This is a genomic window from Amycolatopsis panacis, from assembly GCF_003600245.1.
In the GTDB taxonomy this organism is placed as follows: domain Bacteria; phylum Actinomycetota; class Actinomycetes; order Mycobacteriales; family Pseudonocardiaceae; genus Amycolatopsis; species Amycolatopsis sulphurea.
In genome coordinates this window covers 88,044-114,006 of record NZ_QZFV01000153.1, presented here as the reverse complement: position 1 = coordinate 114,006, position 25,963 = coordinate 88,044, and the positions used below count along the sequence as shown (strand labels likewise).

At 68.1% G+C, this 25,963-nt stretch carries 23 protein-coding genes; 11 read left to right on the top strand and 12 right to left on the bottom strand.

What is annotated here, in order from left to right; all coding sequences use genetic code 11:
* Positions 1–175 precede the first annotated feature (175 nt).
* The 9 genes from D5S19_RS31330 to D5S19_RS33685 form a co-directional block, all read right to left on the bottom strand.
* Positions 176–2,419: an ABC transporter permease gene (locus D5S19_RS31330; protein ID WP_158605689.1), complete on the bottom strand. Its 2,244-nt coding sequence runs from the start codon at positions 2,417–2,419 to the stop codon at positions 176–178.
* A gap of 4 nt (positions 2,420–2,423) precedes the next feature.
* Positions 2,424–4,004 (bottom strand): sugar ABC transporter ATP-binding protein, encoded by a 1,581-nt coding sequence (locus D5S19_RS31325; RefSeq protein WP_120026954.1) that lies wholly within the window; start codon positions 4,002–4,004, stop codon positions 2,424–2,426.
* 10 nt (positions 4,005–4,014) lie between these two features.
* On the bottom strand, positions 4,015–5,160 hold the full coding sequence (locus D5S19_RS31320) for a substrate-binding domain-containing protein (protein WP_120026953.1): 1,146 nt from the start codon (positions 5,158–5,160) through the stop codon (positions 4,015–4,017).
* Between the two features lie 90 nt (positions 5,161–5,250).
* Positions 5,251–6,090 carry an SMP-30/gluconolactonase/LRE family protein gene (locus D5S19_RS31315; RefSeq protein ID WP_120026952.1) on the bottom strand — a complete coding sequence of 280 codons (840 nt, stop codon included), beginning with the start codon at positions 6,088–6,090 and terminating at the stop codon, positions 5,251–5,253.
* Positions 6,090–6,989 (bottom strand): VOC family protein, encoded by a 900-nt coding sequence (locus D5S19_RS31310; RefSeq protein WP_120026951.1) that lies wholly within the window; start codon positions 6,987–6,989, stop codon positions 6,090–6,092. The genes D5S19_RS31315 and D5S19_RS31310 overlap by 1 nt, the downstream gene beginning before the upstream one ends.
* An 8-nt stretch (positions 6,990–6,997) precedes the next feature.
* A complete protein-coding gene (locus D5S19_RS32230) occupies positions 6,998–7,285 on the bottom strand; it encodes a putative quinol monooxygenase (RefSeq protein WP_158605688.1) in 288 nt (95 codons plus the stop codon).
* Entirely contained in the window at positions 7,282–7,989 is a 708-nt protein-coding gene (locus D5S19_RS31300; RefSeq protein WP_120026950.1) for a creatininase family protein, read from the bottom strand. Before D5S19_RS31300 ends, D5S19_RS32230 begins: the two co-directional genes overlap by 4 nt.
* A 52-nt stretch (positions 7,990–8,041) precedes the next feature.
* The gene (locus D5S19_RS31295; protein WP_120026949.1) at positions 8,042–8,971 is read right to left on the bottom strand and encodes a fumarylacetoacetate hydrolase family protein; all 930 of its coding nucleotides are present in this window, start codon (positions 8,969–8,971) and stop codon (positions 8,042–8,044) included.
* A 256-nt stretch (positions 8,972–9,227) separates the two neighbouring features.
* Complete coding sequence (locus D5S19_RS33685; protein WP_267901184.1) at positions 9,228–9,353, bottom strand: hypothetical protein; 126 nt, start codon at positions 9,351–9,353, stop codon at positions 9,228–9,230.
* A gap of 158 nt (positions 9,354–9,511) precedes the next feature.
* On the opposite strand from D5S19_RS33685, the gene D5S19_RS31290 reads away from it, so the two are divergent.
* The 4 genes from D5S19_RS31290 (at position 9,512) to D5S19_RS31275 (ending at position 12,971) form a co-directional block, all read left to right on the top strand.
* Positions 9,512–10,210: an FCD domain-containing protein gene (locus tag D5S19_RS31290; protein WP_120026948.1), complete on the top strand. Its 699-nt coding sequence runs from the start codon at positions 9,512–9,514 to the stop codon at positions 10,208–10,210.
* 242 nt (positions 10,211–10,452) lie between these two features.
* Positions 10,453–11,244 (top strand): enoyl-CoA hydratase-related protein, encoded by a 792-nt coding sequence (locus D5S19_RS31285; protein WP_120026947.1) that lies wholly within the window; start codon positions 10,453–10,455, stop codon positions 11,242–11,244.
* Positions 11,245–11,290: 46 nt separating this feature from the next.
* Positions 11,291–12,139 carry a fumarylacetoacetate hydrolase family protein gene (locus tag D5S19_RS31280; protein WP_120026946.1) on the top strand — a complete coding sequence of 283 codons (849 nt, stop codon included), beginning with the start codon at positions 11,291–11,293 and terminating at the stop codon, positions 12,137–12,139.
* Positions 12,140–12,176: 37 nt separating this feature from the next.
* On the top strand, positions 12,177–12,971 hold the full coding sequence (locus D5S19_RS31275) for an SDR family oxidoreductase (protein ID WP_120026945.1): 795 nt from the start codon (positions 12,177–12,179) through the stop codon (positions 12,969–12,971).
* A gap of 72 nt (positions 12,972–13,043) precedes the next feature.
* Here the strand turns inward: D5S19_RS31275 and D5S19_RS31270 are convergent, their stop codons facing one another.
* Positions 13,044–14,687 (bottom strand): helix-turn-helix domain-containing protein, encoded by a 1,644-nt coding sequence (locus D5S19_RS31270; RefSeq protein ID WP_158605687.1) that lies wholly within the window; start codon positions 14,685–14,687, stop codon positions 13,044–13,046.
* A 1-nt stretch (position 14,688) separates the two neighbouring features.
* Between D5S19_RS31270 and D5S19_RS31265 the strand changes: the two genes are divergently transcribed.
* The 7 genes from D5S19_RS31265 (at position 14,689) to D5S19_RS31240 (ending at position 23,622) form a co-directional block, all read left to right on the top strand.
* Entirely contained in the window at positions 14,689–16,377 is a 1,689-nt protein-coding gene (locus D5S19_RS31265) for a class I adenylate-forming enzyme family protein (protein ID WP_199730808.1), read from the top strand.
* A gap of 288 nt (positions 16,378–16,665) precedes the next feature.
* Positions 16,666–18,360 carry a SulP family inorganic anion transporter gene (locus tag D5S19_RS31260; RefSeq protein WP_120026942.1) on the top strand — a complete coding sequence of 565 codons (1,695 nt, stop codon included), beginning with the start codon at positions 16,666–16,668 and terminating at the stop codon, positions 18,358–18,360.
* A gap of 3 nt (positions 18,361–18,363) precedes the next feature.
* On the top strand, positions 18,364–18,747 hold the full coding sequence (locus D5S19_RS31255; protein WP_120026941.1) for a hypothetical protein: 384 nt from the start codon (positions 18,364–18,366) through the stop codon (positions 18,745–18,747).
* A 288-nt stretch (positions 18,748–19,035) separates the two neighbouring features.
* Complete coding sequence (locus tag D5S19_RS33680) at positions 19,036–19,170, top strand: hypothetical protein (RefSeq protein ID WP_267901183.1); 135 nt, start codon at positions 19,036–19,038, stop codon at positions 19,168–19,170.
* Between the two features lie 93 nt (positions 19,171–19,263).
* Positions 19,264–21,111, top strand: coding sequence for an asparagine synthase-related protein (locus tag D5S19_RS31250; RefSeq protein ID WP_120026940.1), 1,848 nt, complete (start codon positions 19,264–19,266; stop codon positions 21,109–21,111).
* Positions 21,112–21,125: 14 nt separating this feature from the next.
* The gene (locus D5S19_RS33455) at positions 21,126–21,842 is read left to right on the top strand and encodes a lasso peptide biosynthesis PqqD family chaperone (protein WP_120026939.1); all 717 of its coding nucleotides are present in this window, start codon (positions 21,126–21,128) and stop codon (positions 21,840–21,842) included.
* Between the two features lie 22 nt (positions 21,843–21,864).
* Complete coding sequence (locus tag D5S19_RS31240) at positions 21,865–23,622, top strand: ABC transporter ATP-binding protein (RefSeq protein WP_120026938.1); 1,758 nt, start codon at positions 21,865–21,867, stop codon at positions 23,620–23,622.
* Between the two features lie 135 nt (positions 23,623–23,757).
* Here D5S19_RS31240 and D5S19_RS31235 read toward each other — a convergent pair whose 3' ends face one another.
* Together D5S19_RS31235 and D5S19_RS31230 are read right to left on the bottom strand one after the other, a co-directional pair.
* Entirely contained in the window at positions 23,758–24,615 is an 858-nt protein-coding gene (locus D5S19_RS31235; RefSeq protein WP_158605686.1) for a phosphotransferase family protein, read from the bottom strand.
* Positions 24,616–25,077: 462 nt separating this feature from the next.
* Entirely contained in the window at positions 25,078–25,872 is a 795-nt protein-coding gene (locus D5S19_RS31230; protein WP_120026936.1) for an alpha/beta fold hydrolase, read from the bottom strand.
* Positions 25,873–25,963 lie beyond the last annotated feature (91 nt).

Here is a 25,963-nt window from a genome sequence, read left to right as displayed (position 1 = left end):
CTCGCCCCCGCCCGACCGCCGTGATCTGCCGCGAACGACCCGGATATCGACGGTGCCGACCGGGGTGAATGGACTCGCGCACTCATTCTTCGACCCTCTTTTCTCTCGCACACGCTCGGCGTATGGCGAAATTCGGCCTGACATATCGAATAGCTGCCGAGTGGCCTGGCCACCATCACCCTCCCTTGGTTGCCTTGAAGCCGGGTTGCGCACGTTCAGGCGTCTGCCCCGCGCGGTCACGCTTGACCAGCTTCCGGATACGGGCTGCCCACGCACTCGGTCGTCGTTGATACTGCGCCAGCGCGACGACCGCAATCAGGATGACACCGTCGAAAAGCTCCGGGGACCAGGTCGGCGCCCCCGCAAGTTGCAGTCCCTTGACACCGGTCGCAATCACGTATGCGCCGACGACGGTGCCCCACACATTCATGCGGCCATTCTTGAACTGGGTCGATCCCAGGAACACCGCGGCGATCGTGGGCAGAAGATAGCCAGGACCGACCGTGGGATCGCCCGTCCCGAGTTGAGCGCTCTCAAGCAGGCCGGCGACGGCGGCGATCACGGCGCACGCGATCGTGGCGAGCAGGATGACACGGGAGGTGCGGATCCCCGCCAAGCGGGCCGCCGCGGGGTTGGCTCCGGTCGCGTAGAGCTGCCGGCCGGCCGGTGTGCGCTCGACGACGTACCACGTGATCACGGCGATCACCAGCAGGATGTACACCGGCAGTTGCAGCCCGAGAATCTGGTGGTTCCCGATCTTCTGAAACCCCGCGGGCAGGTCGAGAATCTGCGTCCCGCCGGAAACCCACGCGATGACCGCCACCAGCACGGAACTCATGCCGAGGGTGGCGATGAAGGGAGGGATTCGCCCGCGCACGATCAGCGCCCAGTTGACCAGCCCGACCGCGACCGCGCACAGCAGCGTGACGCCGACGGCCATCGGCACCGTCAGATGCCGGTCGGCGAGAAGCCAGGCGACCAGAATGCCGCCCAAGCCGACTTCCGCGCCGACCGCGAGATCAACGACTCCCGACGCGATCACCGGCACGAGAGCGACCGCGGCCAGACAGGTGATGGCTTGGTCGGAGATGAGCGACCGCCAGGTCCCGGAGGTCAGGAACGTGGCCGGGACCCAGAGGGAGAAGACAACGACGATGAACGCCAAGAGATAGAGCGCACCAATGTTGCGGATGGACAGCCTGCGCAGCGTACGTGCGGCAAAGGTCGGTGGTGTCCAGGCCACCTTTCCGCCGCCGGCGACCGCGAGATCGCCGACGCCGCCACGCACGCGCGCAAGCTGCTCGGCGCGACGTGCGCGCCGGGCGGAGCGCACCGAACGGGTAGCGGACCGCAGGAGCCGGCGAACCGCGGCAGTCCGGGAGACCGGCGACTTCTGGTGTGCCGCTATGCCCACTGCGACCAGGAGCGCGGCGCCGTTGAACAGATCCGGTATCCACGTCGGCGCACCGGCGAGCTGCAGCCCCTTGACGCCGGTTGCAATCACGTACGCCGCGACGACCGTGCCCCATACGTTCATCCGGCCGCCGCGGAACTGCGTTGAGCCGAGGAAGACGGCGGCAATGCCGGGAAGCAGGTAGCCAGGCCCGATCGTCGGGTCGCCTGTCGACAGCTGCGAACTCTCCAGAAGGCCCGCCACGCCGCCGATCACGGCGCACGCCACGGCCGCGCACAAGATCACGCGAGACACGCGCACGCCCGCCAGCGCCGCGGCGTCGGGATCCGCTCCCGCCGCGTATACGCCACGACCGGCAGGAGTGCGCTCCAGCACGTACCACACGAGGATCGCAATGGCGAGCATGACGTACACCGGTAGCTGCAGTCCAAGGATCTGGTGATTCGCGATGCGCTCGAAACCCGCCGGAAGGTTCAGGATTTGCGCGCCGCCGGAGAGCCACAAGATCACCGCGGTGAGAACCGAACTCATACCCAGCGTCGCGATGAACGACGGTACCCGGGCGCGCGCGATCAACACCCAGTTGAGCACGCCGACGAGAACCGCGGCCACGACGGTCAGGGCGATCGCCAGCGGAACGGGTACGTGGCGGTCGGCGAGCAGCCAAGCGACCAGGACCGCCCCCAGACCGACCTCGCTGCCGATCGCCAGCTCGAAAACGCCCGCCGCCAACGCCGGCACCGCACCCAGCGCGACCAGGCACGTGATCGCCTGGTCGGAGATCAGGGAACGCCAGGTGCTCGCGGTCAGGAAGGTGCTGGGCACCCAGATCGCGAAAGCGACGAAGAGCACCACGAACAGATACAGCGCGCTCATGTTCCGAAAGGACAGTGCCTTCCGCACGCGCGTTGCCAACGGGGGGCTCTGCCATTCGCGCACCTGGATCTCCCCGGCACCGAATTCCCCGGTCAGCGGCGAATCACTCGCGTCCCGCGTCTTCGTCACAACCTTAGGAGCCATGCCGAACCTCCGTCGTGGTGAGCCCGTCCGAGGAAGCGCCGGCATCGAGCCCAAGCTCGGCGCGGACGAGTCGCGCCTCAGTCAGCTCCCCGCGGTCGATGGACTCGAGAATGCGTCCCGTTTCCAGTACCAGGACCCGATCGCACAGCGAAACGAGCTCCTTGGTGTCCGACGAACAGAGGAGGACACCGGTGCCTGCTGCCGCAGCCGCCGCGATCAGCTGGTAGATGGCCGCCTTGGCACCGACATCGACGCCCTGAGTCGGCTCGTCGAGAAGCAGGACCAGCGGTTTCGTGCGCAGCCATTTGGCCAGCACGACTTTCTGCTGGTTACCGCCGCTGAAGAGCTTGAGCCGCTGGCCGGGATTCGGCGGGCGAAGCTCGACGATGTCCACCCACTGCCGGGTTTCGGCACGCTCCGCTCGCCCGTCGAGGCGGCCCAGCCGCCGCCGAAGCGGACGCAGCAGCGAAAGCGTGAGGTTTTCCCGGACGTCCATGTCCATGACCGCGCCGTCCCGCCTCCGATCGGCCGGAACATAGCCAAGGCCGGCCTCGATCGCCGCCACCGGATCATCGGACACGAGCAGGTTTCCCTCGACCTCGACCGTCCCCCGCGCACGATGAACCGCACCGAAGATCAACCCGGCCAGCTCCTCCCGCCCGGACCCGAGGATCCCGCTCACGCCGACGATCTCACCGGCGCCGAGTTCGAGCGAAATGTCCTTGATCTTTTCGCTTGCGATCCCGCTGACGCGCAGAACCCGCCGCTGCGGCTGGGACGTTCTCGAGACGTCGGTGTCCGCGACCGCGCGTCCGGCGATCAGGCGAATCATCTGGTCGTGGTCGAGCGAGGCGGCCGGCTGGTCGGCGACGACCCGGCCGTCCCGCAGCGCGACGACTCGGTCGGCGAGCCCCAATACCTCGTCCAGCCGATGGGAGATGAACACGACACCGGCCCCTTCGGCCGCCACCCGGCGCACCGCGCCGAACAGCGTTTCGACTTCGTCGCCGTGGAAGGCGGTGGTCGGCTCGTCGAGCACGAGGACGTTTTCGGATCGGGTCCAGCCGTCCATGGCGCGGGCTATCGCCACGATCGCCCGTTCCGCCGGCGACAGGAGGGCCACGGGCGTCGTGGGATCGAACGCGGCGCCGAAACGAGCGATGAGGCGCCTGGCTTCGTCCCGTTCCCGAGCGGTCCGGACGGGGCGGAGCCCCCTTCCGTTCGCTGATCTGCCCAGCCCCATGTTCTCGATCGTGGTGAGCATGGGGATGAGGCCCAGGTCCTGATGGATGAAATGCAGGCCATCCCGGGCGGCGCTCTCGGCCAGCGGTTTCCCGCTCGCGTCCCGGATCTCGATCACCGATCCGGGATCGGGCTGGTACACCCCGGCAAGGACCTTCACCAAGGTCGACTTGCCCGAGCCGTTGTGCCCGACGACGGCGGCGATTTCGCCGGCACCGACGGTGAACGACACGTCATCCAGTGCCTTGAGTCCCGGAAAGGTCTTCGAAAGCCCGTCGACACGGAGCAGGGTCGCCCCGTTCGACGGCTTGTCTGCTATCGCCGGCATGTGGCTGCTCCTAGGGATGCCAGAGCGCGGTAAAGCGTTGGACGTAGTCCGGGTAGCCGGAGAAACCGCGACTCGGATCGAACGTGATGTCGTTGCGCTCAAGGATCTGAATGGGCGAGTAGATTTCGCCTGCTTCAGGCTCTTGGCCCTGCATCAGCCGCGCCCCGGCATCGACCATGGTCCAGGCATAAGTGGGGAGGTCGATCGCCACGCCCGCCGTCAGCTTCCCGGCCTTGATGTCCTGGAGATTCTCCGGCGTCGGCGCCCCACCGATGGTCGACACGTCGAGGCCCGCGGCACTCATGGCCCCGGGGAGACCCTGGGCCATGTCCATCGTCGAAAAGACCGCGACATTGCTGCCGGCGTGCGCCTGCAGGTCGTTCACGATCGTTCGCGGAGCGGTCGTGCCGAAGGTCGATACGTCGATCGGGACGTTGCGCGCCGTGCAGCCCGGGCACAACTTGGCCATCTCTTCCTTGAAGGCCGCCCACATCGTCGGGGTGAAGGACAGCTGGGGCACGGTATAGAACACGGCGTTCGCGTTCGCGCCCTTGGTGGCGACCACCCAGTCGGCCATCACCCGCCCGTCCAGGGCGTTCATCTCCTCGCAGCCGTCGCAGAACTGAATGCCGTACTGCTTCGCGCCGATCATGCCGGCACCGACGATCTGGGCTCCTGCCTCGCGGAGTGCCTTGAGCTTGCTCCCGAACTGGGACGGGATGAACGCCGGCAGCAGGACGACCGCGGGCTTCATCGCCAGGGCGCTGGAGGCGGCTGCCTGCACCGACGATGCCGTCTGGCCCGCCGGAATGGCCACGAACTGGCCACCGGCGGCCCGCACGGCCGGCTCCAGGAGAGAGCCGAGCAGGGCGCCGATGGGGTCCGACGCCTGGAGATAGACGAACTTCGCGTCGGCAGGCACGGCGTGCTTGAGAGGCACCGTCACAGGGAACGGGCTCGGCTTGCCGGTGTACTTGGCGACGACAGCCTTGGCTGCCGCCACATCGGCATTGCCCGAGCCCCCGCCGGGGGCCGACGAGCCTGTCGACGAGTCGCAGCCGGCCAGCAGAACAGTCGCTACCGCAATCGTGGCGGAGGCGGCGAAGAACGGCCGCACGCGGCGGCGTCTTCGCGTCTCGCTCTTCCTCAGGTCCATCAGGTCTCACTCTCCGATCCGGGCAAGCCGTCTTCGATGCGGGAACAGTCGCCGGTAGTTCGGGCGCGCCGCGCATCCTCACTTCTTGAGTCAGTGCTGATTCCTGCCAGGGCTGAACCGGGTGACGCGCGCCTGCGTGCGCTGTTCGCGCACGGCCTCCGTCACCGGGATTCCGGGGTCCAGACTCGTCGCCGTGGTGGCGTAGAGATCGGTCTCGTCCTCGTTGAGACAACAGGCGATCGCGAACCCGTCGACGTCGATCCGGTCGACGACGTCGCCGTCCCGGATGCGCAGGAACGCGTGACCGGTGGTCGTAGCGACCCAGACGGATCCGTCCCGGCAGGCCCAGATGCCGTCCGGGAGGTAGCGGGCACCCAGCTTTTCCTTGAGGTCGAACCACATTCGCCGGTCGCCGAGGTTCCCGTCCGGGCCGATCGTGAAGGCGGTGAGCCGGCCGGCGAACGTCTCGGCCACGATCAGCGTGCGGCCCTCGCCGATCACGGCGAGACCGTTGGGGAACACGAGTTCCCCGGCCGCGACGGAGGCGCTGCCCCCGGGCTCGACCTTCAGGAGACGACCGGGTTCGTCCGGCGTCCGCACCTCGTCGACATAGACCGTGCCATCCGGCAACGCGATCAGATCACCGAGCCGGCCATCGACCAGCCTCGCCAGGTCGGCGTGCACCGACCAGTCGTGCCCGTCGAAGCGGTCCAGACGCGGCACGTGCATCCGCGCGGCGACGAGTTCGCCGGAGGGCAGGAAACCCGTGCCGTTGACCGGTGTGTCGAGTGGATGAACCCGCGTGCCGTCCGCGCCGATGACGACGAGCCGGCAGCCCTGGGTGTCCGACACCCACAACCGTCCCTCTCGCCAACGCGGCGACTCGGCCCAGACGAGTTCGGCGCCGTCCAGGACTACCGCGCTCGGCATCACGCGCGCTCCGTGCGATCGCGCGTTCCGGGCGGCAGCCCCAACTCGGCGAAGCCCTCCGGGGTGAGATGCGGACCCCACAGCGTCACCCACTTGTGCCCGTCGTAGGTCCACTCCCCCGGGGTGTGCCCGGCATCGTCGTAAATCCGTTCCATATCACAGTAGAACTCCTGGACGAGCCCGCTCGGCTCCTGCACGTACGTGGCGATGTTGCGACCCATGCCGTGGCGCAGTGGCCCCCAGAGAACGGATTCGCCGCGAGCGTCGATCAGGTCGGCGATCGCCGCGACCTCGATCATCGTCGGATACTCCCAGGCACAGTGATGAATACGCCCACGACCCGGGAACACCCCGATCCCATGGTGATCCACGTTGCAGCGCAGGAAAACCCCTTCTTCGATCCGGTCGGAGACCCGGAAATCGAACAGGCCGGTGAGCATCCGCTCCATCCGCCGCGGTTCGGGAACGAAGAAGTTGAAATGCCCGAGCCGTCGCGGTCGCAGCACCCCGGCGGCGGAGCCCGGCTCGGTGCGCGTCATGCGGCTGTAGATCTCGAAGACGAACCCGTCCTCGTCCTCGAAGACGAAGCCGTCCTCGACGCCGCGGCTCACCGGCCCGTCGCCGATGATCCGCAGGCCGGCCGATTCCACCCGTTTGCGCGCCTCGGCAAGCGATTCCGCATCGGGAGTCAGGAGCCCGGCATGATCGAGGGAGTCCTCCTCCGCGGCGATGTACTGGAGGCTGTGATGGGGTGTGCCGTGGGTGAACCACAGCGCGTCGGCGGTGCGCTCGGTCAGATGCAGGCCCAGGACATTCGTGGCGAACTCCTCCGCCGCGGCCAGGTCCCGGACCCGAAGCGCGACGTGGCCGATCTCGCTGATCACAGGAACGTTCATCATGCTGCCTTTCAGATGACCTGGTAATGGGCGAAACCCACGACTTCGCCGAGATGATCGGCGAAGGCCGCCCGATACTTCGCGAATTCCGCCGTCTCCCGGAAAGCCTCGTGCGCCGCCACCGAGACCCACTGGATCCGCAATACGAACTCATCAGGACGCTCGACACAGCGTAAAGCTGCCGCTGCGAGACATCCCTCCGCTTCTCCGATGACCGACAGCGCGACCGGAAGCGCTCTGCCCATGTCATCGGCCCGGCCCGCCTTGGCCCTCATCGTCGCAAGCTCAATGATGCTCATTTTCTCGCATTCCATCCGGAGCTGAGCTGTTCCCGAAGCAGGGTCACAGCCGTAGCCCATACCTTGTCGGCGTAGTGCTGTTCGAGCTGATAGGCACCTCCACCGGAGCCATCGCCCAGCAATTCCCGCGCGTGTTCCGGAGAAGCCGTCCGCAATGCGGCAGGTGGCACAAGAGGCTTGGCGCCGGCGGGTATCCCGACCCCATCGATGCGGACGTCGGCGAAATTCTCGACCCAGGAGGCGTGTCCGGCCTCGGCAAGACCGGTTGCCACCGACCATACCCGGGGGTCGGTGAACCAGCCGTGGAACATCACCTCGGCATCGGCGTGGGCCGCTCCCCATTCCTGCCCGAGCTGGGCCGCCGGCGCGTTCCCGCCATGCCCGCTCAGCAGCACGATCCGCCGGAAACCTTGCGCATAAAGGGCATCGAGGACATCGGTGAGCAGCGCGACGTAGGTCGCCATCCGGAGACTGACCGTCCCCGGGAACGCAGTGAAGAGAGGTGTCAGACCGAACGGGAGAACGGGAAGTACCGGCACCCCCTCGGATCGTGCCGCCTCGACAGCGCCCTTCTCGCAGAGAATCGCGTCGGTGCCGACGGAAAGGTAGGCATGCTGCTCGGTGGAACCGAGCGGCACCACGACCCGGTCGTCGTGCTCAAGGTACTTTTCGACCTGCATCCACGTGTGATCCCACAGCTTCACGGTACCTCCCAAACGAGGAGATCTTCATTCACCGGAGGCGTTTTCGCCTCTGCTAGTAGCCGCTGCTCAACCGTTCGGCTTTGACGCCTTCGACGACCCGCTGGCGGAGTTCGCCGAGCTGCTCCACGACCAGCCGCACTTCGTCCCCGGGCCGGAGCCAGCCGCGGAAATTCCGGGGGTCGATCGAATAGTGCTCGAAAAGGCAGCCGGTCTCGACGGTGCCCGACCCGATGACGTCGCCGGCACGCAGGTTCGTACCGCGGGAGACATAGGTGATCATGTCGGCGAATCCCCAGTCGATCGTACTCCAGCGCCCGCGGCTGACGAGTTCGCCGTTGACATAACCGGTCATTTCGAGGTCGAAAGCACGGCCGGCGCGGAACGGTTCGAGTTCGTCGGGGGTGACGAGCATCGGCCCCAGCGTGTTGGCGGTGTCCTTTCCCTTCCCCGGGCCGAGACGGAGCGGCATCTCGTTCAGCTGCAGGTCCCGCGCACTCCAGTCGCAGAGGATCAGGTAACCGGCGATGTGCTCCTCGGCCTGCGCGAGCGGGATGTTGGCACCCGCTTTTCCGATCACCGCGGCGATTTCCAGCTCATAGTCGAACATCGTGCTGTCCGGTGCGATCGGCACGTCATCATAGGGGCCGATCACCGCGGCCACATTCGAGAAGTAGAAGGGCGGGAACCGCAGGTGCCGATCGTCGACCGGCATATCCGCGGTCGCGGACAGATTGCGCAGATGCTGGAGGAAACCCGCGCAGTCCCGCAACGAGCGTGGTTCGAGCGGCGCCCGCAAGGTGACTTCCCGCAAGGGAACCACCTCGCTCGGCGACGCGACGACGTGTTCGGCATCGCGCGCCAGGTCACCCCGATCCAGCAGGTCGAGTAGCGTCAACCCCGGCTCGAACCCACACACTCGCCCCTCGTCGACCACACCGGCACGGTCACCTCCGCCGGGCGACTCGTACGTCACGAACCGCATCTCAGGCTCCTCTCCGTGTCGTTCGTTGCCAATCCGGCCACAGTCACGGCTATCCGGTTCGCGTCGCGACGGTCACGTACCGCGCGGGATCCGCCTACGTTCGGCCGGATCGGTAAATCGCCGCCTACCAGGTGATATCGGACGCCAGATCACATACCCGTTCGCACGGATGACGAGGCCGTCCCGAATAGGAAAGATGCGCTTCGCGACCCGCGTACCCACCGGGGCGGAGGCCGGAAACCCAAGCTGTCGAAAGTCAGTTCCAGATCACCGGAGACGCAATCAGGCGTCGTACCCGGTCCGGATTCTCCTGCTGGATGCGCGGGCGGGCGGCGGGGAATCCCGGTCCGCCGCTGATCCAGGGGTTCAGCAACTGCGTCAACTCGCCTCCTCATTGAAGCTTGCCGCCAGTGGCGATGCGGGCCGGCGCCGGGGCCGGCAGCGCCGCATCTGCCACGCATCCTGCGCGCCCCACTTTCTCGTGTCAACCCAACTTTAAAAAGTTGCGCTCAGATTGTCTGATCAGGTAGCGTTTCGACTATGGCCAAGCAGGGTAAGTCCGGCACTCGGGCGGACGAGCTGTACGAGCGGCTTCGGGCGGACATCTTCATGGCGCGCCTGAAGCCCGGGCAGCGGCTGAAGTTTCCCGAGCTGTGCGCGGAGTACGGCACGAGCGTGGGTCCGGCCCGCGAGGCGCTCACGAAGCTCACGGGCGAGAGGTTGGTGACGCTCCAGGCGCACCAGGGCTACGCCGTGGCGTCCCTGTCCGCGGAGGAGCTGACCGACCTGACCGCGGCCCGGGTCGAACTCGAGAGTCTCACGTTCCGGCAGGCGATGCTGTTCGGCGACGACCACTGGGAGGCCGAGGTGGTGGCGACCCACCACCTGCTGGCTCGCCGCGAACCCCGAACCCCCGGGGAGGTCCGCGACGACGGCTGGTACCTCGCGCACGAGGCGTTCCACGCCGCGTTGCTCGCCGGGTGCGGCAACCGGCGTCTCGTCGAAATGGCGCAGGGCTTGCGCGCGGAGGCCGAACTGTACCGGCGCTGGGCGACGCCCTTGAACGCCGCGAACGGCCGCAACCCGGCCGCCGAGCACCAGGCCCTCGCCGACGCAGCCGTCGGAAGAGAAGTGGAGCGCGGCGCCGAACTGCTGCGCGACCACATCGCATTCACCACGCAAATGTTGCTGGCCAAGGAATATGGTCAATCGGTTCCGGCAGTGCGCTGCTGCGACTGATCGACAGCTCCGCACCGGATAGCGGAGTAACGCATTTTCGCTCGACGTACCACCGCTACCGGCGGCATGCGTATCGACCTCCGCCTCAGAATTTGGCTCCCTGTACCCGGCAAAGCCGGACACGCCGGCATGCTCCAGCTGTTTTTCGGCGGTGCACCTCACGTGGTCAGGCGATTCTCGCACAGACGAATACTTCGGCGTCGCTGATCACCCGGCGCACAATCTCCAAGGAGAGACTTGAGATGTATGAAGACTACGAATTCCTCAAAGTTGAGCCGGGTGACGATCGGATTCTGCGCATCACCATGAACCGGCCGGAGAAGCTCAACGCGTCCGGCGAGCAGGGCCACGGCGAGCAAGGCCGGATCTGGAAAGACTTCGACGCCGATCCCGACATGAACGTCGCGATCATCACGGGAGCGGGCCGGGCATTCTGCGCCGGTGGAGACATGGCGGCGGGAAACGGGCCGCTCGAGGTGGACACGCGAGACGGCCGCGCCATCGTCCGGAACATGCTCGCGTGTCGCAAGCCGATCATCTCCGCGATCAACGGCGTCGCGGTCGGCGGCGGACTCGCGGTCGCGCTGTGCGCGGACATCACCCTTGCCAGCGAGCGAGCCGTGCTGATCGACGGCCACATCAAGATAGGCATGGCGGCGGGAGACCACGCCGCACTCATCTGGCCGATGTCGATCGGAATGGCCAAGGCCAAGTACAACCTCCTGCTCTGCGAGCACATCACCGGCCAAGAGGCCGCCGACATGGGACTGGTCGCGAGGTGCGTGCCCCACGACGACCTGATGCCGATCGCCGAAGGCATCGCCGCGAAACTGGCCCGCGGCCCGCAGTTCGCGCTTCAGGCGACCAAAGCCGCTGTCAACGGCTGGTACCACCACAACATCGCGATCTTCGAGCATTCGCTGTATGCCGAGGCTTTCAGCCGGACGATGCCGGACGCTCAGGCCGGCGTCGCCGCCGTGCTGAAGCACGTAGAGCCCGAATTTCCCGGCGTGGCGAACGCCGACATGTACTAGCCGCCCGTCGTATGCCCATTTCTGATTTCGGAAAGGTGTGAATGTCATGAAGCTTGCCCGGGTGAGGTTCGAGGGCCGCGCCACGCCGGCGCTCGTCGAGGACGACCGGATCCGCTTGCTCGAGACCGAAAGTGTCGCCTCTGCTTTGTCGCTCGTCGCGTCGGGACAGGATCTGCCCCTCGGCGCACGGATCCCGGCCGGGTCCGCGGAGTTGCTGGCCCCGATCGACAACGACGCCAAGTTCTTCTGCATCGGACTCAACTACTACACGCACATGGCGGAGGCGAAGCTGCCCAAGCCCCGGCATCCGATCGTGTTCTCGAAGTATCCGTCCACATTGATCGGTCCCGCCGACGACATCCTGCTCCCGAACACCTCGAAAATGGTCGATTGGGAGGCCGAGCTGGGCGTGGTCGTCGGACGCCGCCTGCGGGAGGCCGACGAGGCGCAGGCGGCCCAGGCCATCGGCGGATTCACCGTGGTCAACGACGTCTCCGCCCGCGACTACCAAGTCCACGAATCGCAGTGGATCCCGGGCAAGAACATCGAGGCCTCCACGCCGGTCGGACCCTGGATCGTCACCGTCGACGAACTGGACCCGAACCCGGACCTCGCGTTGTCGACCCGGGTCGACGGCGAGGTTCGCCAGGACGGCCGCACGACGGATCAGATCTTCACGCCGGCTCAGATCCTCGCCTACATCAGCGAATGGATCACCCTCGAACCAGGCGACATCGTCGCCACCGGCACCTGCGCGGGCGTCGGACACTGCATGACTCCGCCGGTATACCTCGGCGCCGACCAGGTTCTCGAGACGACGATCGAACGGGTCGGCACGCTGACGAACCGTTGCGTCGGCGGGCGGGTCGTCGCCGTCGCGCCCGCATTGACGTGACACGACCGGCGCCACCACACGACTTCCGGAGACGATCATGACTTTCGACAGCACGATCGTGGTCACCGGCGCCGCGGGCGGGATCGGCAGCGCGGTCTGCCGCCTCCTGGCCGCGCGTGGCGCCAGGGTCGCGGCCCTCGACATGGCCGACCGCGACGGGCGTGCCCTCGCGGAGCCGGTCGCCGAGGCGATCCGGGCCGAGGGCGGTCAGGCGGTCGCCGCCGCGGCGGATCTGCGGCGACCTGCCGACCTGGCCGCGGCGACGGCAGCCGTGGCCGACCGGCTCGGCCCGATCGGCGGGGTTTTCGCCAACGCGGGATTGCTCCGACCGGGAACCAACGAGGACCTCGCGCCCGAGGACTGGCAGAAGTCCCTCGATGTCAACGTGACGGGGACGTGGAACACCGTGCGCGCCGCCCTGCCGCATTTCCGCCCCGAGGGGGGCGCGATCGTGCTCACCAGTTCCGTCGCGGGCGCGACGGGGATGAGTGGCTACGCCGGTTACGTCATGAGCAAGCACGCGGTCGTCGGGATGATGCGGTCCCTTGCCCACGAACTGGGGCCGCGGTCGATCCGGGTCAACACGGTCCACCCGACGTCGGTGAACACTCCCATGGTCAACAACCCCGACCATGCAGAGCGCCGGACGGGCAAGCGGGGACCGGAGGGAATCGCCGCGCTGCGGGAGTTCTACCGGAATCGCCACCTACTCCCCGTCGCGTGGCTCGAGCCCGAGGACGTCGCCCACGCGGTGGCCTGGCTCTTGTCCGCGGAGGCGCGCTACATCACCGGAGTGACGCTGCCGGTCGACGCCGGGCTCCTCGCCAAATGATCGGTTCTCGCGCGTCGGCGCCCGGGTCGCGCTCTGCGCGAGGTGATCGACGAGCCGGACGCACCGGCCGGTTCAATCCCGGGGGAGGCCGGCGGACCGTTCGTCGGGAAGGCTTCGCAGAAGATCCGCCAGCCGGAACGCGAGGGTGATCTCGAACCGCGTTTCCCAGGGCTGAAGCGGCCTTCCGAGCAGGTCGGCGATCCGGGCGAGGCGATACTTCACCGTGCTGGCATGGACGTGGCACCGGCGCGCGATGCGCTGATGGTGGCCGTCCTCCTCGATATAGGCACGCAATGTGGTCAGCAGTTGCGCGCCCCCGGCGTCCTCGTGCGCCGCGACCGCGCCGAGCACGTCCTCGACGAACGAGCGCGCATTCGTGAGGTCCCGGATATCCAGCATGAAGCGCAGCGGCCCCAACGCCGACCCGTGGATCACGCGCGCCTGTTCAGGACTGGCCTGCCTTGCCAGCCGCGAGCAGGCCGCGGCCTCGCGAAAGCCCTCGGCGACGGTCGGCCGGCCCGCACTGGTACCGATCCAGACGACAGCGTCGCCCGCGGCCCGCACGAGGAAGCGGACGAACCGGTCGAGGTCATGCCCCTCGCCGATCAGCGCGACAACGCCGCGATCACCGCGCTGCCCACTCAGCGTGGTGTGCCGGTCGACGCCGGCGTCGTGCGAGGTGATCACGCGCTGGACGAGCGCGCGCAGCGCCGGTGGTTCGAGTCCGGACGCTTCGATGACCACGATCACGCACGAACCGCCGAGATCGATCCCGAATCGCTTGGCCCGGGCCACCAGTTCGCCGGAGTGCGCACCGCCGGTTTCGAGGAGCTGCTCAAGCAGCTCCCCTCGCAGGCGCCATTCGACGTCCTGGGCGGCCTCGTGCTTCATCAGCTCCAGGGCGAGAACCGTGGCCCCATGGGACAACGCGTTCTGTTCGAGCTCGCTGAGCGGGGCGTGACCGAACACCGTGATCCGGCCGACGTCTGCCTCGTTCCTGCGGACCGGAACCACTGCGGCGACTGCCGTCTCGCCATCGCCGTCGTCGGCCGGCTCGCTGAAGATCTCGAACGGCGGGACGACTCGTTGTTCGAGCAGCAGCCGCCGTCCGGTGAGTTCGCCGAGCGCACGCACCACCCGGTCGACGCCGATGTCGGACATCGCCGCCTCGCCCAGCGCGCGGTGAATCTCGAAGGTGGCCTCGAGCGTGCGGGTCTTGTCGAGGAGGCTGCTGTAGAGGCGGCCATTGCCGATGGCGACCGACGCCTGAGCCGCCAGCGCCGTGACGATGGAGACATCGGCGGGCGTGAAGTCCGTCGGTGTGCGGTTCGCGGCGTAGAGCACCCCGACAACGCAGTCGCCGCGCAGCATCGGCGCGCAGACGACCGAGGCGACTCCTTCGGCGAGCATCGCATCGCGCACCGGTCCCGGCGACGCCCATGAGGCGTAGTCGGAAATGACGACGGGGCCGCGACGTTCGAGAGCGGCACCGCCCAAGCCCTCGTCGTGCGCGATCTCCATGGCGGCGAAGTCAGCACCGGTAACGCCGTGGCTGACGGCCACGCGCATGCGGGACGTGGCGTCGTTGAACAGCGAAAGCCACCCGATGTCGGTGCCGAGCAGCCGTACGGCGTTGCGCGTCGCCATGTCCAGCACGCGCGGGAGGTCGATCTCCTCGGCCTGCAATTCGGTCCCGAGATCGACCAGCGTGCGCACGATGTCCGGCGGCGGGCCCGGCGAGTCGGGGTTCATCGGCCTGAGTATGCCGTTGTCTCTCCGGTACGAGCAAGAGCCCGGGTTTTCACCTCGCGGGGTCATGGTCGCCGCGCCGGGCCGCCTCGATACTTCGGTGGTGGAATCGCTGGCAGACTGGACGACCCTGGCCCACCGTTGGACGCTCGCCACGGTGGCGGCGCCCGACGCGACCTTTCTCGAATACGCGCCATCCGACGGGGAAGTGCTCGCGTGGACCTACCGCGAATTCGACACCGTGGTCGAGCAGGTCCGGCGTGCGATCGCCACGTACGGGCTCCGCCAGGGCGACTGCATCCAGCTGATCCTGCCCAACTGCCCCGCGTTCATCGCCGTCATGGTCGCGGCCGCCCGCAGCGGCTGGATCATCCTTCCGTGCGACCCGCGCAGTACCGCCGCCGAATTGGCGACACAGGCGGCTCGCGTGAAACCCGCACTCGCGGTCTGCGGCACCGCGCAGGCCCCCGCCTACCGTGCCTCGGAATCCGCGGCACCCGTCGTCATCGTCGAACCGGACGACGGGACCCTGGCCGCGCTGCGCACTCCCGAGGGCGTCGATCCGCAACCCATATCGGTGGCGCCGCTGGACAAACTGGCGCTGATGTTCACGTCGGGCACGACCTCGGCGCCCAAGATCGTGGAGCTGACACAGGCCAACTACGCCTTCGCCGGCGATGTGATGGCCGCCGCCTCCGGTCTCCGGGCCGGGTCGCGTTTTCTCGTCGTACTCCCGCTTTTCCATGCCAACGCCCAGTACTACTCGATTTCCGCCGCCATCTCGGTGGGCGCGACCGTGGTCCTCGTCAGCTCGTTCTCGGCATCACGGTTCCTGAAACAGGCCGAGCAGTCGCGAGCCACGCACGTATCCCTGTTCGCGGCACCGATCCGGATGATCCTGGCGCGCGCGGAACCGACGCCGTTGTCGCGGCCTCTGGAGAACGTCTGGTTCTCCCAGAACCTCACCGACGACGAGTTCGCAAGATTCGCCGCCCTCGTCCGCTGCCGGCCCCGGCAGATCTACGGAATGACCGAGACCGCCCCGGCGGTACTCATGAGCCGGCGACTGAACCTGACGAAAATGACGCTGGGGACCCCGACCCTGGGCTGTCACGTCCGCCTCCGCGACCCGGACAGCGGCGAACCGGTCGCACCCGGCGAGATCGGCGAAATCCAGGTCGGCGGGTTTCCGGGGCTGTCCCTGTTCGCCGGGTACCGCGGCAATCCCACCGCGACCGCTGCCGCTCTGCAGGAGCCGGACGGCAGCGGGTTCACGTGGCTGCGGACCGGAGATCTGGGCCGCCTCGACGCACACGGCGAGGTGGTGTTCGTCGGCCGCAGCGGCGACATGCTCAAAGTCGCCGGTGAGAACGTGTCCGTCGTCGAACTGGAATCGATGCTCGTCAACCATCCCGACGTCCTGGACGCGGCGGTCGTCGGCATGCCGGACCCGGTCCGCGACGAGGTGCCCGTGGCTTTCATAGTCCCGACGGCCGCCGCGCCGTCCAGCCTGCCGGATGATCTGACGCGGTGGTGTGAGGAGCGCCTTTCCGGCCCGAGGCGCCCGCGCGAGATCCACCTCGTCGACGAACTCCCGCGAACCGCGGTGGGCAAGATCCAGCGCTTTCGCCTTGCCACCCATGCGATCCGGAAATAGACCATCGAGCGTGGGAGTTTGGCGGTATGGCGCGGGGTGGCGCTGACCTCGGCGGCAGGGCCGACGAGCCGCTGTACCGACTCCTCTTGTGCTAGCCCGGATCTTTGGCAGGGGTGATGTGTTGGCCTGATCGGCTTCAGATCGGGGTTTCGATACGGGCACGCGGTTGTCGCGGGGCCGACGGATCCGGTGCGTCAGCGAGGAAAGGACCGCAGCCGGCCTACCAGCCGGTCACCCGGTCGCGGCGAGAAGCTGCGTTGGTACCGGCCACCTGGGACAATCGCTCGGATGACCCATCAGGACTCGCCGGCGCCGAGTCCGGCCCGGCGGATCCCGCTGCTGGCCGGTGTCTTGCCGATCAGGCGGCGTGCTCTGGGTTCCGACGCGCTGGCGGGTGTCACGCTGGCCGCGCTGGCCGTCCCGGAAGTGATGGGGTACGCCAAGATCGCCGGGATGCCGCCGGTCACCGGGCTGTACACCATGCTCGCGCCGGTGGTGCTGTTCGCGTTGTTCGGTGCGTCGCGGCACCTGGTGGTCGGCGCGGACTCGGCGACCGCGGCGATCCTCGCCGCCGGCCTGGCCGGTTCGGCCGCCCCGGCTTCGGCGGCCTACGTTCGGCTCGCCGGCACGGCCGCGTTGCTGGTCGGCGCGATGCTGCTGCTGGCCCGGCTGATCCGGCTCGGTTTCCTGGCCAATTTCCTGTCCCGCACGGTTCTGATCGGCTTCCTCACCGGCGTCGGCATCCAGGTCGCGGCGGGGCAGCTGCCCGACATGCTCGGCGTGCACGCCGAGGGCAGCCAGACCGTGCCGAAGCTGATCAACCTCGTTCGCGCGCTCGGCCACATCAACGTCACGACCGCGTTGGTGTCCGCGACAGTGGTGGTCGTAGTCGTCGGGATCCGCCTGGTGGCGAAGAGAGTGCCCGGCGGGTTGATCGCCGTCGTCGGCGCGATCGTGGTCAGCAAGGTCGTCGACCTGTCCGCACACGGGGTCAGCGTGCTGGGGTCGGTTCCGCAGGGTATGCCGCACCTCGCGCTGCCGACCTTCGATCTGTCCGAGATGTCCGGCTTGCTCGGCACCGCGGTGTCGATGTTCGTGGTGATCCTCGCCCAGAGTTCCGCGACCTCGCGCGCCTACGCCGCCCGCTATGGGGAGACCGTCGACGAGGACGCCGACCTCGTCGGCCTCGGCACCGCGAATGTCGGCGCGGCGTTCACCGGCACGTTCGTCGTCAACGGCAGCCCCACCAAAACGCAGATCGTCGACGGCGCGGGCGGCCGCAGCCAGATCGCTCCCCTGGCCGCCGGCGTGGTCACCGTCATGGTGCTGGTCCTGCTGACCGGCCCGCTGGGCGCACTGCCACTCGCGGCACTGGCCACCGTGGTGTTCCTGATCGGCATCGACCTGGTCGACATCGCCGGGCTGCGGCGCATCCTCCGGGTTCGGCGCGCGGAATTCGTCGTGGCGCTGCTGACCGCGGCCGCCGTCGTGTTCACCGGTGTCGAGCAGGGCGTCGTGCTGGCGATCATCGTGTCCGTCGTCGACCACCTGCGGCACAGCTACCACCCGCACAGCGGTGTTCTGGTCAAATCACCCGCCGGCCACTGGCAACCCGAGCCGGTCACGCCCGGCCGCCGCACGGCCGAAGGCATCATTGTCTACCGCTTCGGCAGCAGCATGTATTTCGCCAACGCGATGCGCTTGAGCACCGACGTGACCACCCTGCTCACCAACAACCCCACCGTGCGCTGGTTCTGCCTCGACTGCGTCGCCGTCGGCGACGTCGACTACACCTCGGCCGACGTCCTGGCCGCGGTCGCCAAACGCCTGCACACCCACGGCAGCCGCCTCGTACTTTCCGGCGTCCTGCCCGAGGTCCGGGAACAACTCGACCGGTATGGACTGACCCGGACGATCGGCGCGGACAGCTACTTCGACACCGCAGGCGCCGCACTGGACACGTTCGACAAGAGAAAGGCCTGACCCATGACCACCGTGACCTGGCTCGACGAACCTCAGCACCACGACTACCCGGCCGCTGCCTCTTATCTCGCCCTGATCGCCGAACCCGACCTCGTCGACCATGTCGTCAAGAAGCTGCGGAACAGCCACAACGCCGCCTTCTTCAAGGCCAAGGACATCCTGCGCGCCGCAGCACTGGCCCTGCTCCCGGCCGACGACCCCCACGTGCACTCGGACCTGCGGAAAATCCACGACCACAAGGATCTCTCGCCGATCCTGCTCGTCCGCGGCGACCTTCGGGCCGGTATCGCATTGCAGATCGCCGACGGCTACCACCGGGTGTGCGCGAGCTACCACACCGACGAGAACACCGACATTCCCTGCCGCATAGCATCGATCACTCGTTAACGCGCCATTCGAACGGGTCACGTCGCCAAGGCTGTGAAGGGTCCCTTCACGGACTCTGCGTCTGTGAAGGGACCCTTCACAGCCTTGGCCTGGTGGTGATGACCGCCCAGAGTGGATCAGCTGCCCGGATCGGGGGGATGTGAACGGACCGCGTCGGTCGCTGCCGGTAATGCTGATCACTCACCCGGTTAGAGCAGGGGGAAGCGCCGTTGCCTTGGTGTGGCGGGCAGTCAAGGGTGAGGAGTCGTTGCGGTCACCCGGACCGCTGCGAACGAAAGAGGCAAGTTCATGACCAAGAAGGCAACTCCGAAACGCTACGTGCCGCCGATCGCCGCCAAGGCCGGTCGGGTCGCCACCGACACACTCGGCACGATCCACTTGAAGAAGGACGCGACCACGATCGGATTCAAGAAGCCGCACTGATTCGGTGAGTGCCGGTGAGGGGGGCGGGCGTGTCCCCGCCCCCCTCGCGCACCACCGTCGTCCCGGTCGGAGTTCTCGCTTGTGAGGCAGTCCATGTACGAGTTGACCAACAGCCTGATCGTGGTGCCCGACTCGCCGGGTGGTACCTGGGCGAGCGGGCGGATTCCGCACCAAGCGCCGGAAATCGTGGCGCATCCGTCCGGGCGGCCGTGGCTGGTGGGCCACTGGTCGCCGGATCAGCTGGTGGTGGGCGGGGCGGGCGCGGTCCGGATCGCGATCTTCGGGTTCGGCCCGATCAGCGCCGAACGTCTGGCCGTCGCGGCCGGGAGGGTGGAGACGCCGGCGGATCTGGACCGCCTGGCGCGGGCGTTGCCGGGCAGCGCGCACCTCGTGGCGTCGGTGCACGGGCAGGTCCGGTTCCAGGGCACGCTCACCGGCACGCGCCCGGTGTTCACCGCCCGGATCGACGGTGTCCCGGTCGCGGCCGACCGGGCGGACGCGCTGGCGGTGATGGCCGGCGCCGAACCGGACGAGGACATGCTCGCGGTCAACATCGCGTGCCAGCAGCTGATCCCGCCGATGAGCGAGCGGAGCTGGTGGCGCGGGGTGGATCGGGTCGCCCCGGATTCCTATCTGCTGATCCGCGAGGACCGGGCGGCCGAAGTCCGCTGGTGGAACCCGCCCGATCCGGTCCTGCCGTTGCAAGTCGGGGCCAAGAGGGTACGGGCGGCGCTGCGGGAGGCAGTCGCGTGGCGCAAACCGGCCGGCCGGGTATCGGCCGACCTGTCCGGTGGGATGGACTCCACCACGCTGTGTTTCCTCGCCGCCGAACACACCCCCGATCTCATCGTCTTCCGCCGGACCGAAGGCAGCGCGATCAACGACGATCCCTTCTACGCCGGGCACGCCGCGAGGTTGCTGGATCAGGCCGAGCAGATCGAACTGCCGGCGGGCACCGGTCCCCCGGTCTTCACGCCGCCGTATTCGCTGCCGGACACCGAGGCGCCGCACGCCCTGGTCCGGGGCATGAACACCATCCGGCACCAAGTGCGTTACCTCGTCGAACGCGGCTGCACACTGCACCTGGCCGGGCACGGCGCGGACGAGTTGTTCACCGGCAGCGCGGCATACTTGCACACGCTCATCCGGCGTCAGCCGGTGACGGCGTTGCGGCATCTGCGAGTGCACCGCGCGCTGGGCCGGTGGCCGCTGCTGCCCACGATGGCCGCGCTCTGGGACAACCGCGACCTGCGCACGTGGTGGCGGGACAGCGCCGCCGCCCTCACTGCCCCACCTCCACCACTGACCGGCCCGAAAGTCGGCTGGGCCTACGCGTTGCGCCCGTCGCCGTGGGCCACCGGCGACGCGGTGAGCACGGCGCGGCGGGTGCTGCGCGGCATCGCCGCCGAAGCGGTACCGCTGGCGAGCGACCGAGGCCAGCACGAGGCCCTGACCAGCCTGCGTTTCGCCGGGCCGTTGCTACGGCAGGTCTGCCGGGAGTACGCCGCCGGCGGGCTACGGCTGGATCTGCCCTATTTGGACGATCGGGTCGTCGAAGCCGCCCTCTCGGTCCGGCCCCACGAGCGGTACACACCTTGGCAGTACAAGCCGGTGCTGGCCGAGGCGATGCGCGGCCAGGTACCGGACATGATCCTCGACCGCCGCACCAAGGGCGACTACGAGGAGGAGGTCTGCCGGGCGTTGCAGGACCACGTGCCCGACCTGCTCGACCACTTCGCCGGCTCGGCACTGGCCGCCCGCGGGCTCATCGACCTCGACGCGCTGCGGACCAGTCTGTACACCCAGAGCGGATCCGACCACGACGACGTGACCCCCAATCTCGAAATGACCCTCGGCTGCGAGACATGGCTGCGCGAGACCGGGGCCGTCCGGCGATCCGGTCCGGCTCCGTCCGCCGACAACGAAATCCCCGTGGGCTGATTCAAGGAGACTGATTGAGCACGCCCTTCGCCGCACCCGAACGGGTCCGGCTTCCCTTGCGTACCAGGCTTTCGTCGCTGATGGCCATCGCGGCGGCGACCCCGCTCACCCGGTTGCCGCCGAGGCTTCTGCGCCCGATCCTGGAACTCGCCAGCCGCCGCGCGCGTCCGGCATCGGCCGCGCAGACTTCCGCCGCCCGCGAGGCGATCGTCGCGAGCAGCATCCGGTGCGCGGTCAACGGATGCTTGAAGCGCTCCATCGCGACCGCGTTGCTCTGCCGCACCCGTGGGGTGTGGCCGACCTGGCAGCTGGGCGCGCGCACCATGCCTTTCGGCGCGCATGCCTGGGTGGAGGCCGAGGGCACCATGATCGGCGAGCCCGTACCCGAGGGCTACTACGTACCGCTGATCACCGTCGCCCCACCGCGACCGGGGGCCTCGCGCGGACGCTGGCGAACGACCGGCGGTACCGGAATCCTGCGGTTGCACCGCGACGCACTCACCGCCGACACCGGTGACGGCGCCGTTCTGCTCAACCAGCGGACCGGGCACTACTGGCAGCTCAATCACACCGGCGCCGACTCGCTCCGGCGGCTGCTGGCCGGGCAGTCCGTCCAGGACGCCGCCCACGACTACGCCGCCGAGTACGGCATCGAGCCGTCCGAAGCACACCAGGACATCACCGCGATGACCGGCCAGCTGCTCGAAGCCGGCTTCCTGACCCGCGCGTGACCACTGCTTCCCGGGGAGAACGATGTTTCGCCATCTCTGGCGGATGACCACCGGGCAACGCGCGGCGCTCACCGTCGCGATGCTGCTCATGACCGCGTCGGCCGGATTCGGGATCGCGCAGCCCATCGCGATGAAAGCGGTGATCGACGCGCTCTCCGGCGGGCGGCTGGTCATCGCCTTGATCATCGGTCTCGTCGTCCTGCTGCTCCTGCAGGCGCTGGTCGGTGCCTGGGGTTCGTTCCTGCTCGAACGGACCGGGGAACGGTTCCTGCTGCGCCTGCGGACGACGCTGTTCGACCACCTGCTGCGGTTGACGATCCCCGCCTTCGGCCGGTTCCGCGTGGGCGATCTGCTGTCGCGGGCCTCCACGGACGTGATCCTGGTGCGGGAGGCGGTAACCCGGGCCGTCGTGGAGATCACGGCGAACGTGATCATGACCGTGGCCGCGTTCACGATCATGTTCCTGATCGACCCGGTCCTGATGTGCGTGGTCCTGGGCGTGCTGGTCCTCGGTGCCGTCGTGATCACCGTGACAGCGTCCAGAATCGGCAGGGTGTCGCTCCGGCTGCAGTCCGCTGTGGGGACGATGACCGCCGATCTGGAACGGGTGCTCGGGGCCATCCGCACGGTACGGATCAGCCGCGCCGAGCACCGCGAGACCCGGCACCTGCAGGCACTGGCGCAGGAGGCCTACCTGGCCGGAGTGCAGAGCGCCCGCCTGACCTCCGCCGTCGGCCCGATCATCGAGACCATCGTCAACGGCGCCTTCGTCCTTGTGTTGTTCGTCGGCGCTTTGCGGATCAGCCGGCACGAACTCGCGCTCGGCTCGCTGGTGGCGATCCTGCTCTACGCCAACCAGCTCGTGCTGCCCATCGCCCAGCTCGTCGAAGGCATCACCACGGTGTACAAGGTCAAAGGCGCCGCCGAACGTACCCGGGAAATTCTCTGCCTGCCGATCGAAGAATCCGCGACCTCACCGAGCGCCCGCCCGGCCGCACCCGCCGCCGGACAACCGGAACCGGCCGTTCTCGACGTCCGCGGCCTGCACTTCGGTTACACCGCAACCACTCCGGTGCTACGCGACCTGACGTTCACCGTCCCGCAGCACTCACTCGTGGCGCTGGTCGGCGCGTCCGGGGCAGGCAAGTCCACCACCTTCGCCCTGATCAACCGCTTCTACCAACCGTGGCAGGGCACCATCCGCCTCGGCGGCGAGGCCCCGGCCGACCTCGACCTCCCTTCCTGGCGCGAACGCGTCAGCTGGGTCGAACAGGACTGCCCGATCCTGCACGGCACCCTCCGCGACAATCTCCGCTACGCCGCCCCCGACGCCGACGAAAACGCCCTCTGGCATGCCGTCGACCTCGTCCGGCTACGCGAGAAGATCGAAAGCCTCCCCGCCGGACTCGACTCCCCCGTCGGTGAACGCGGCGCTTGCCTTTCCAGCGGCGAACGCCAGCGCCTCGCCATCGCCCGCGCCCTGCTGACCCGGCCACACCTGCTGCTGCTGGACGAACCCACCGCACACCTCGACCCGATCACCGAAGCGGCCCTGACCGGCACCCTCGACGATCTCCGCGGCGAGTGTTCTCTGCTGGTGATCGCCCACCGGATCTCCACCATCCGCTCTGCTGACCAGATCATGGTGCTGGACAACGGAACCATCCGGGCCACGGGCACCTATGGGGAGCTGATCGACGCCGACCCCGAGTTCACGCGGCTCGCCAACGCGGCCCACCACGCCCATGGTGCCCGGGCTTCTGTCGGCGATCCTGTTTGAGTGGGGGCCGCTCCGCGTGCACCACGATGAAGGCTGTGAAGGGTCCCTTCACGGACTCTGAGGCTGTGAAGGGACCCTTCACAGCCATAGAGGTGCTGCAACTCGGGCCGGGAGCGTCTCTGTGCGGTTCCGGGATCAAGCCCCCAGTCGGTGCCGGACGTACTGCCGGGCAACGTCGGTAAGCCCGGGGAACACCCCACGGTAGGCCCACATTCCGAAGACCAACACCGCAAACGCGGTCACTGCTTCGGCGGGGGTGTCCCTGTACGCCGCGATCGCCTTCGCCCACTCTTCGGCCTGTTCCGGGGTGTGGCCGTCGGCGATGAGCCGCAGCACCAGCGCTGCCGGGTCAAGCCATGGTGCGCCGACGCTTGACCACGCCCAGTCGACAACCCGCGCGCGGTCGGAGACGAGGATGTTGAGCGGGTGCATGTCGCCGTGTACAAGGCTGTTCCCGTTGACGGCCTCGATCCCGCGCCGCTCCCATTCCAGCAGTTCAGGCAGGTGGGCCTTGTCCCAACTGTCAAGTTCGCGGTCCGACTTCGACAGCCGACGCCACGGGGCGGACCATGCCCACTGGTCCGTGGACTTCTCAAGTTCGACGGGGGACGGGCTTAGCTCCCGCGCCATCGCAGCTACGGTTTCGGCGACCATCGGCAGGTCCGGCGAGCCCGGCGCAAGGCTGGGGTGATGCCCGCTGAGGGCCTCGAACCCGAGCACGTGCCACCCGTCGGCGGTCACTTCCCAGAGGAGACGCGGGGCAGCAGAGTTCGGCCGGGCCCCGACCCGTGCTTCCGTCTGCTGCGCCCGCGCTCGTCGTGTGCCGGTCAGGACGCCCTTGACGAAGCAAGGGCCTTGCGAGGTCTGGAGCGTTGCCAGGAAATCGGAGTTCCGGCCGTTGTCCGGCGAAACCGTCGCGGCCACGGCACCTGTCCGGCTTTCGATCGCTCGCCGGACAGCGGCGGGGAGGCTCGCCCAGTCCTCGCTGACCATGCTGCCTCTTCGGTCCAGCTCCGCGCGGGAGACGGGGGCGGATCGTCGGTGCACCCGTTCTTGCACTGGGAGCATTGGGAGCACTTGGCGCACTTCGCCGCGCCAGTGAACCACAGGGGCTCGTCCCAGGGTTCCGGCAAAGTCGGTGTAGAGGTCCGTGAAGGGACCCTTCACGGACTCTGAGTCTGTGAAGGGACCCTTCACAGACCCGAAACCGGTCCGGCGCACCCTACGAGGTGGTCGCACACACCTCCGCATCGCCCACTGCCGGGTCCCCGACCAACTTTGCCGACACCCTGGGGGCGCGTCCACCGCGAACCCCGCCGCCCGAATGGCGTCGGTGTTCGGCGCATCATGTCGACTGGCGGAACGTCCCCGGTTTCGTCGCTGTCATTCGGCATGTGCGGATCCTTAAGCCTGGCCATCGAATTCCGACGTCCACTGTGGACTCAGCGAATCAACTCACCCGAAGCCCAGTCCGGACAGCCAGCGCCGGACCAGTGCGCTGAACCCGGCCGGATCGTCGTGCTGGGGGAAATGTCCCGCGGTGGGCCACTCCACGACTTCGTCGTGGGGGCCGTGCGGCAGGGCTCGGTCCCAGGCGGCGAATGTGGGGGAAGCACCGCCGTAAATGCTCAGGATCGGGCAGCGCCGGCGGGAAAGGTAGGAGCGGCCGACGGCTTCTCGGCCCAGGGCCTCGGGGCCGGCGAAGAGCTGTTCGTAGACATCGGCGATCACGCGCAGTGGAGTCCCAGCGAGTCGGCGGCGTCGCCAGACCTCCAGCCACGGCGGGGAATCGGGGGCGGGGAAGGTTGCGAACACTTGCGCGGCGGCCGAGTGCGGATCGGCGCGCATTGCTTCGAGGGCGGGTTTGAGTAAATCGTCGTGACGGCCTTGGGCGGGTTCTACGAGGACGAGGGCGTCGACGAGATCGGGTTCTTCGACGGCGAGTGCGGAGGCGACTGCTCCTCCAAGGGAATGCCCGATCACCACGGCTGAAGGCACGTCGCAAGCACGCAACAGGGTGGCGGCGTCGGCGGCGAGGGTCTTCGCGTCATACGGTCCGTCGGGGACCGATGAGCGGCCATGACCGCGGTGATCGGGCACGACAACGCGATGATCGGCGATCAGGTCGGCAGCGAGCGGGCTCCAGTCGGTGCCGTCGCCTGCCCAGCCGTGCAGTAACAGAACAGCGGGGCCGGTTCCCTCGTCGGTAGCGAAGAGTTCCACCTCGGGCCGGACAACAAAGTAAGGCATGAATGCTCCAGTCGCTCACATGAGCACGGCTGCCGCGAGCGGGGCCGACCCACCGGTTTACCGCGCCAAGGCGAAATACTCGCATTGAATC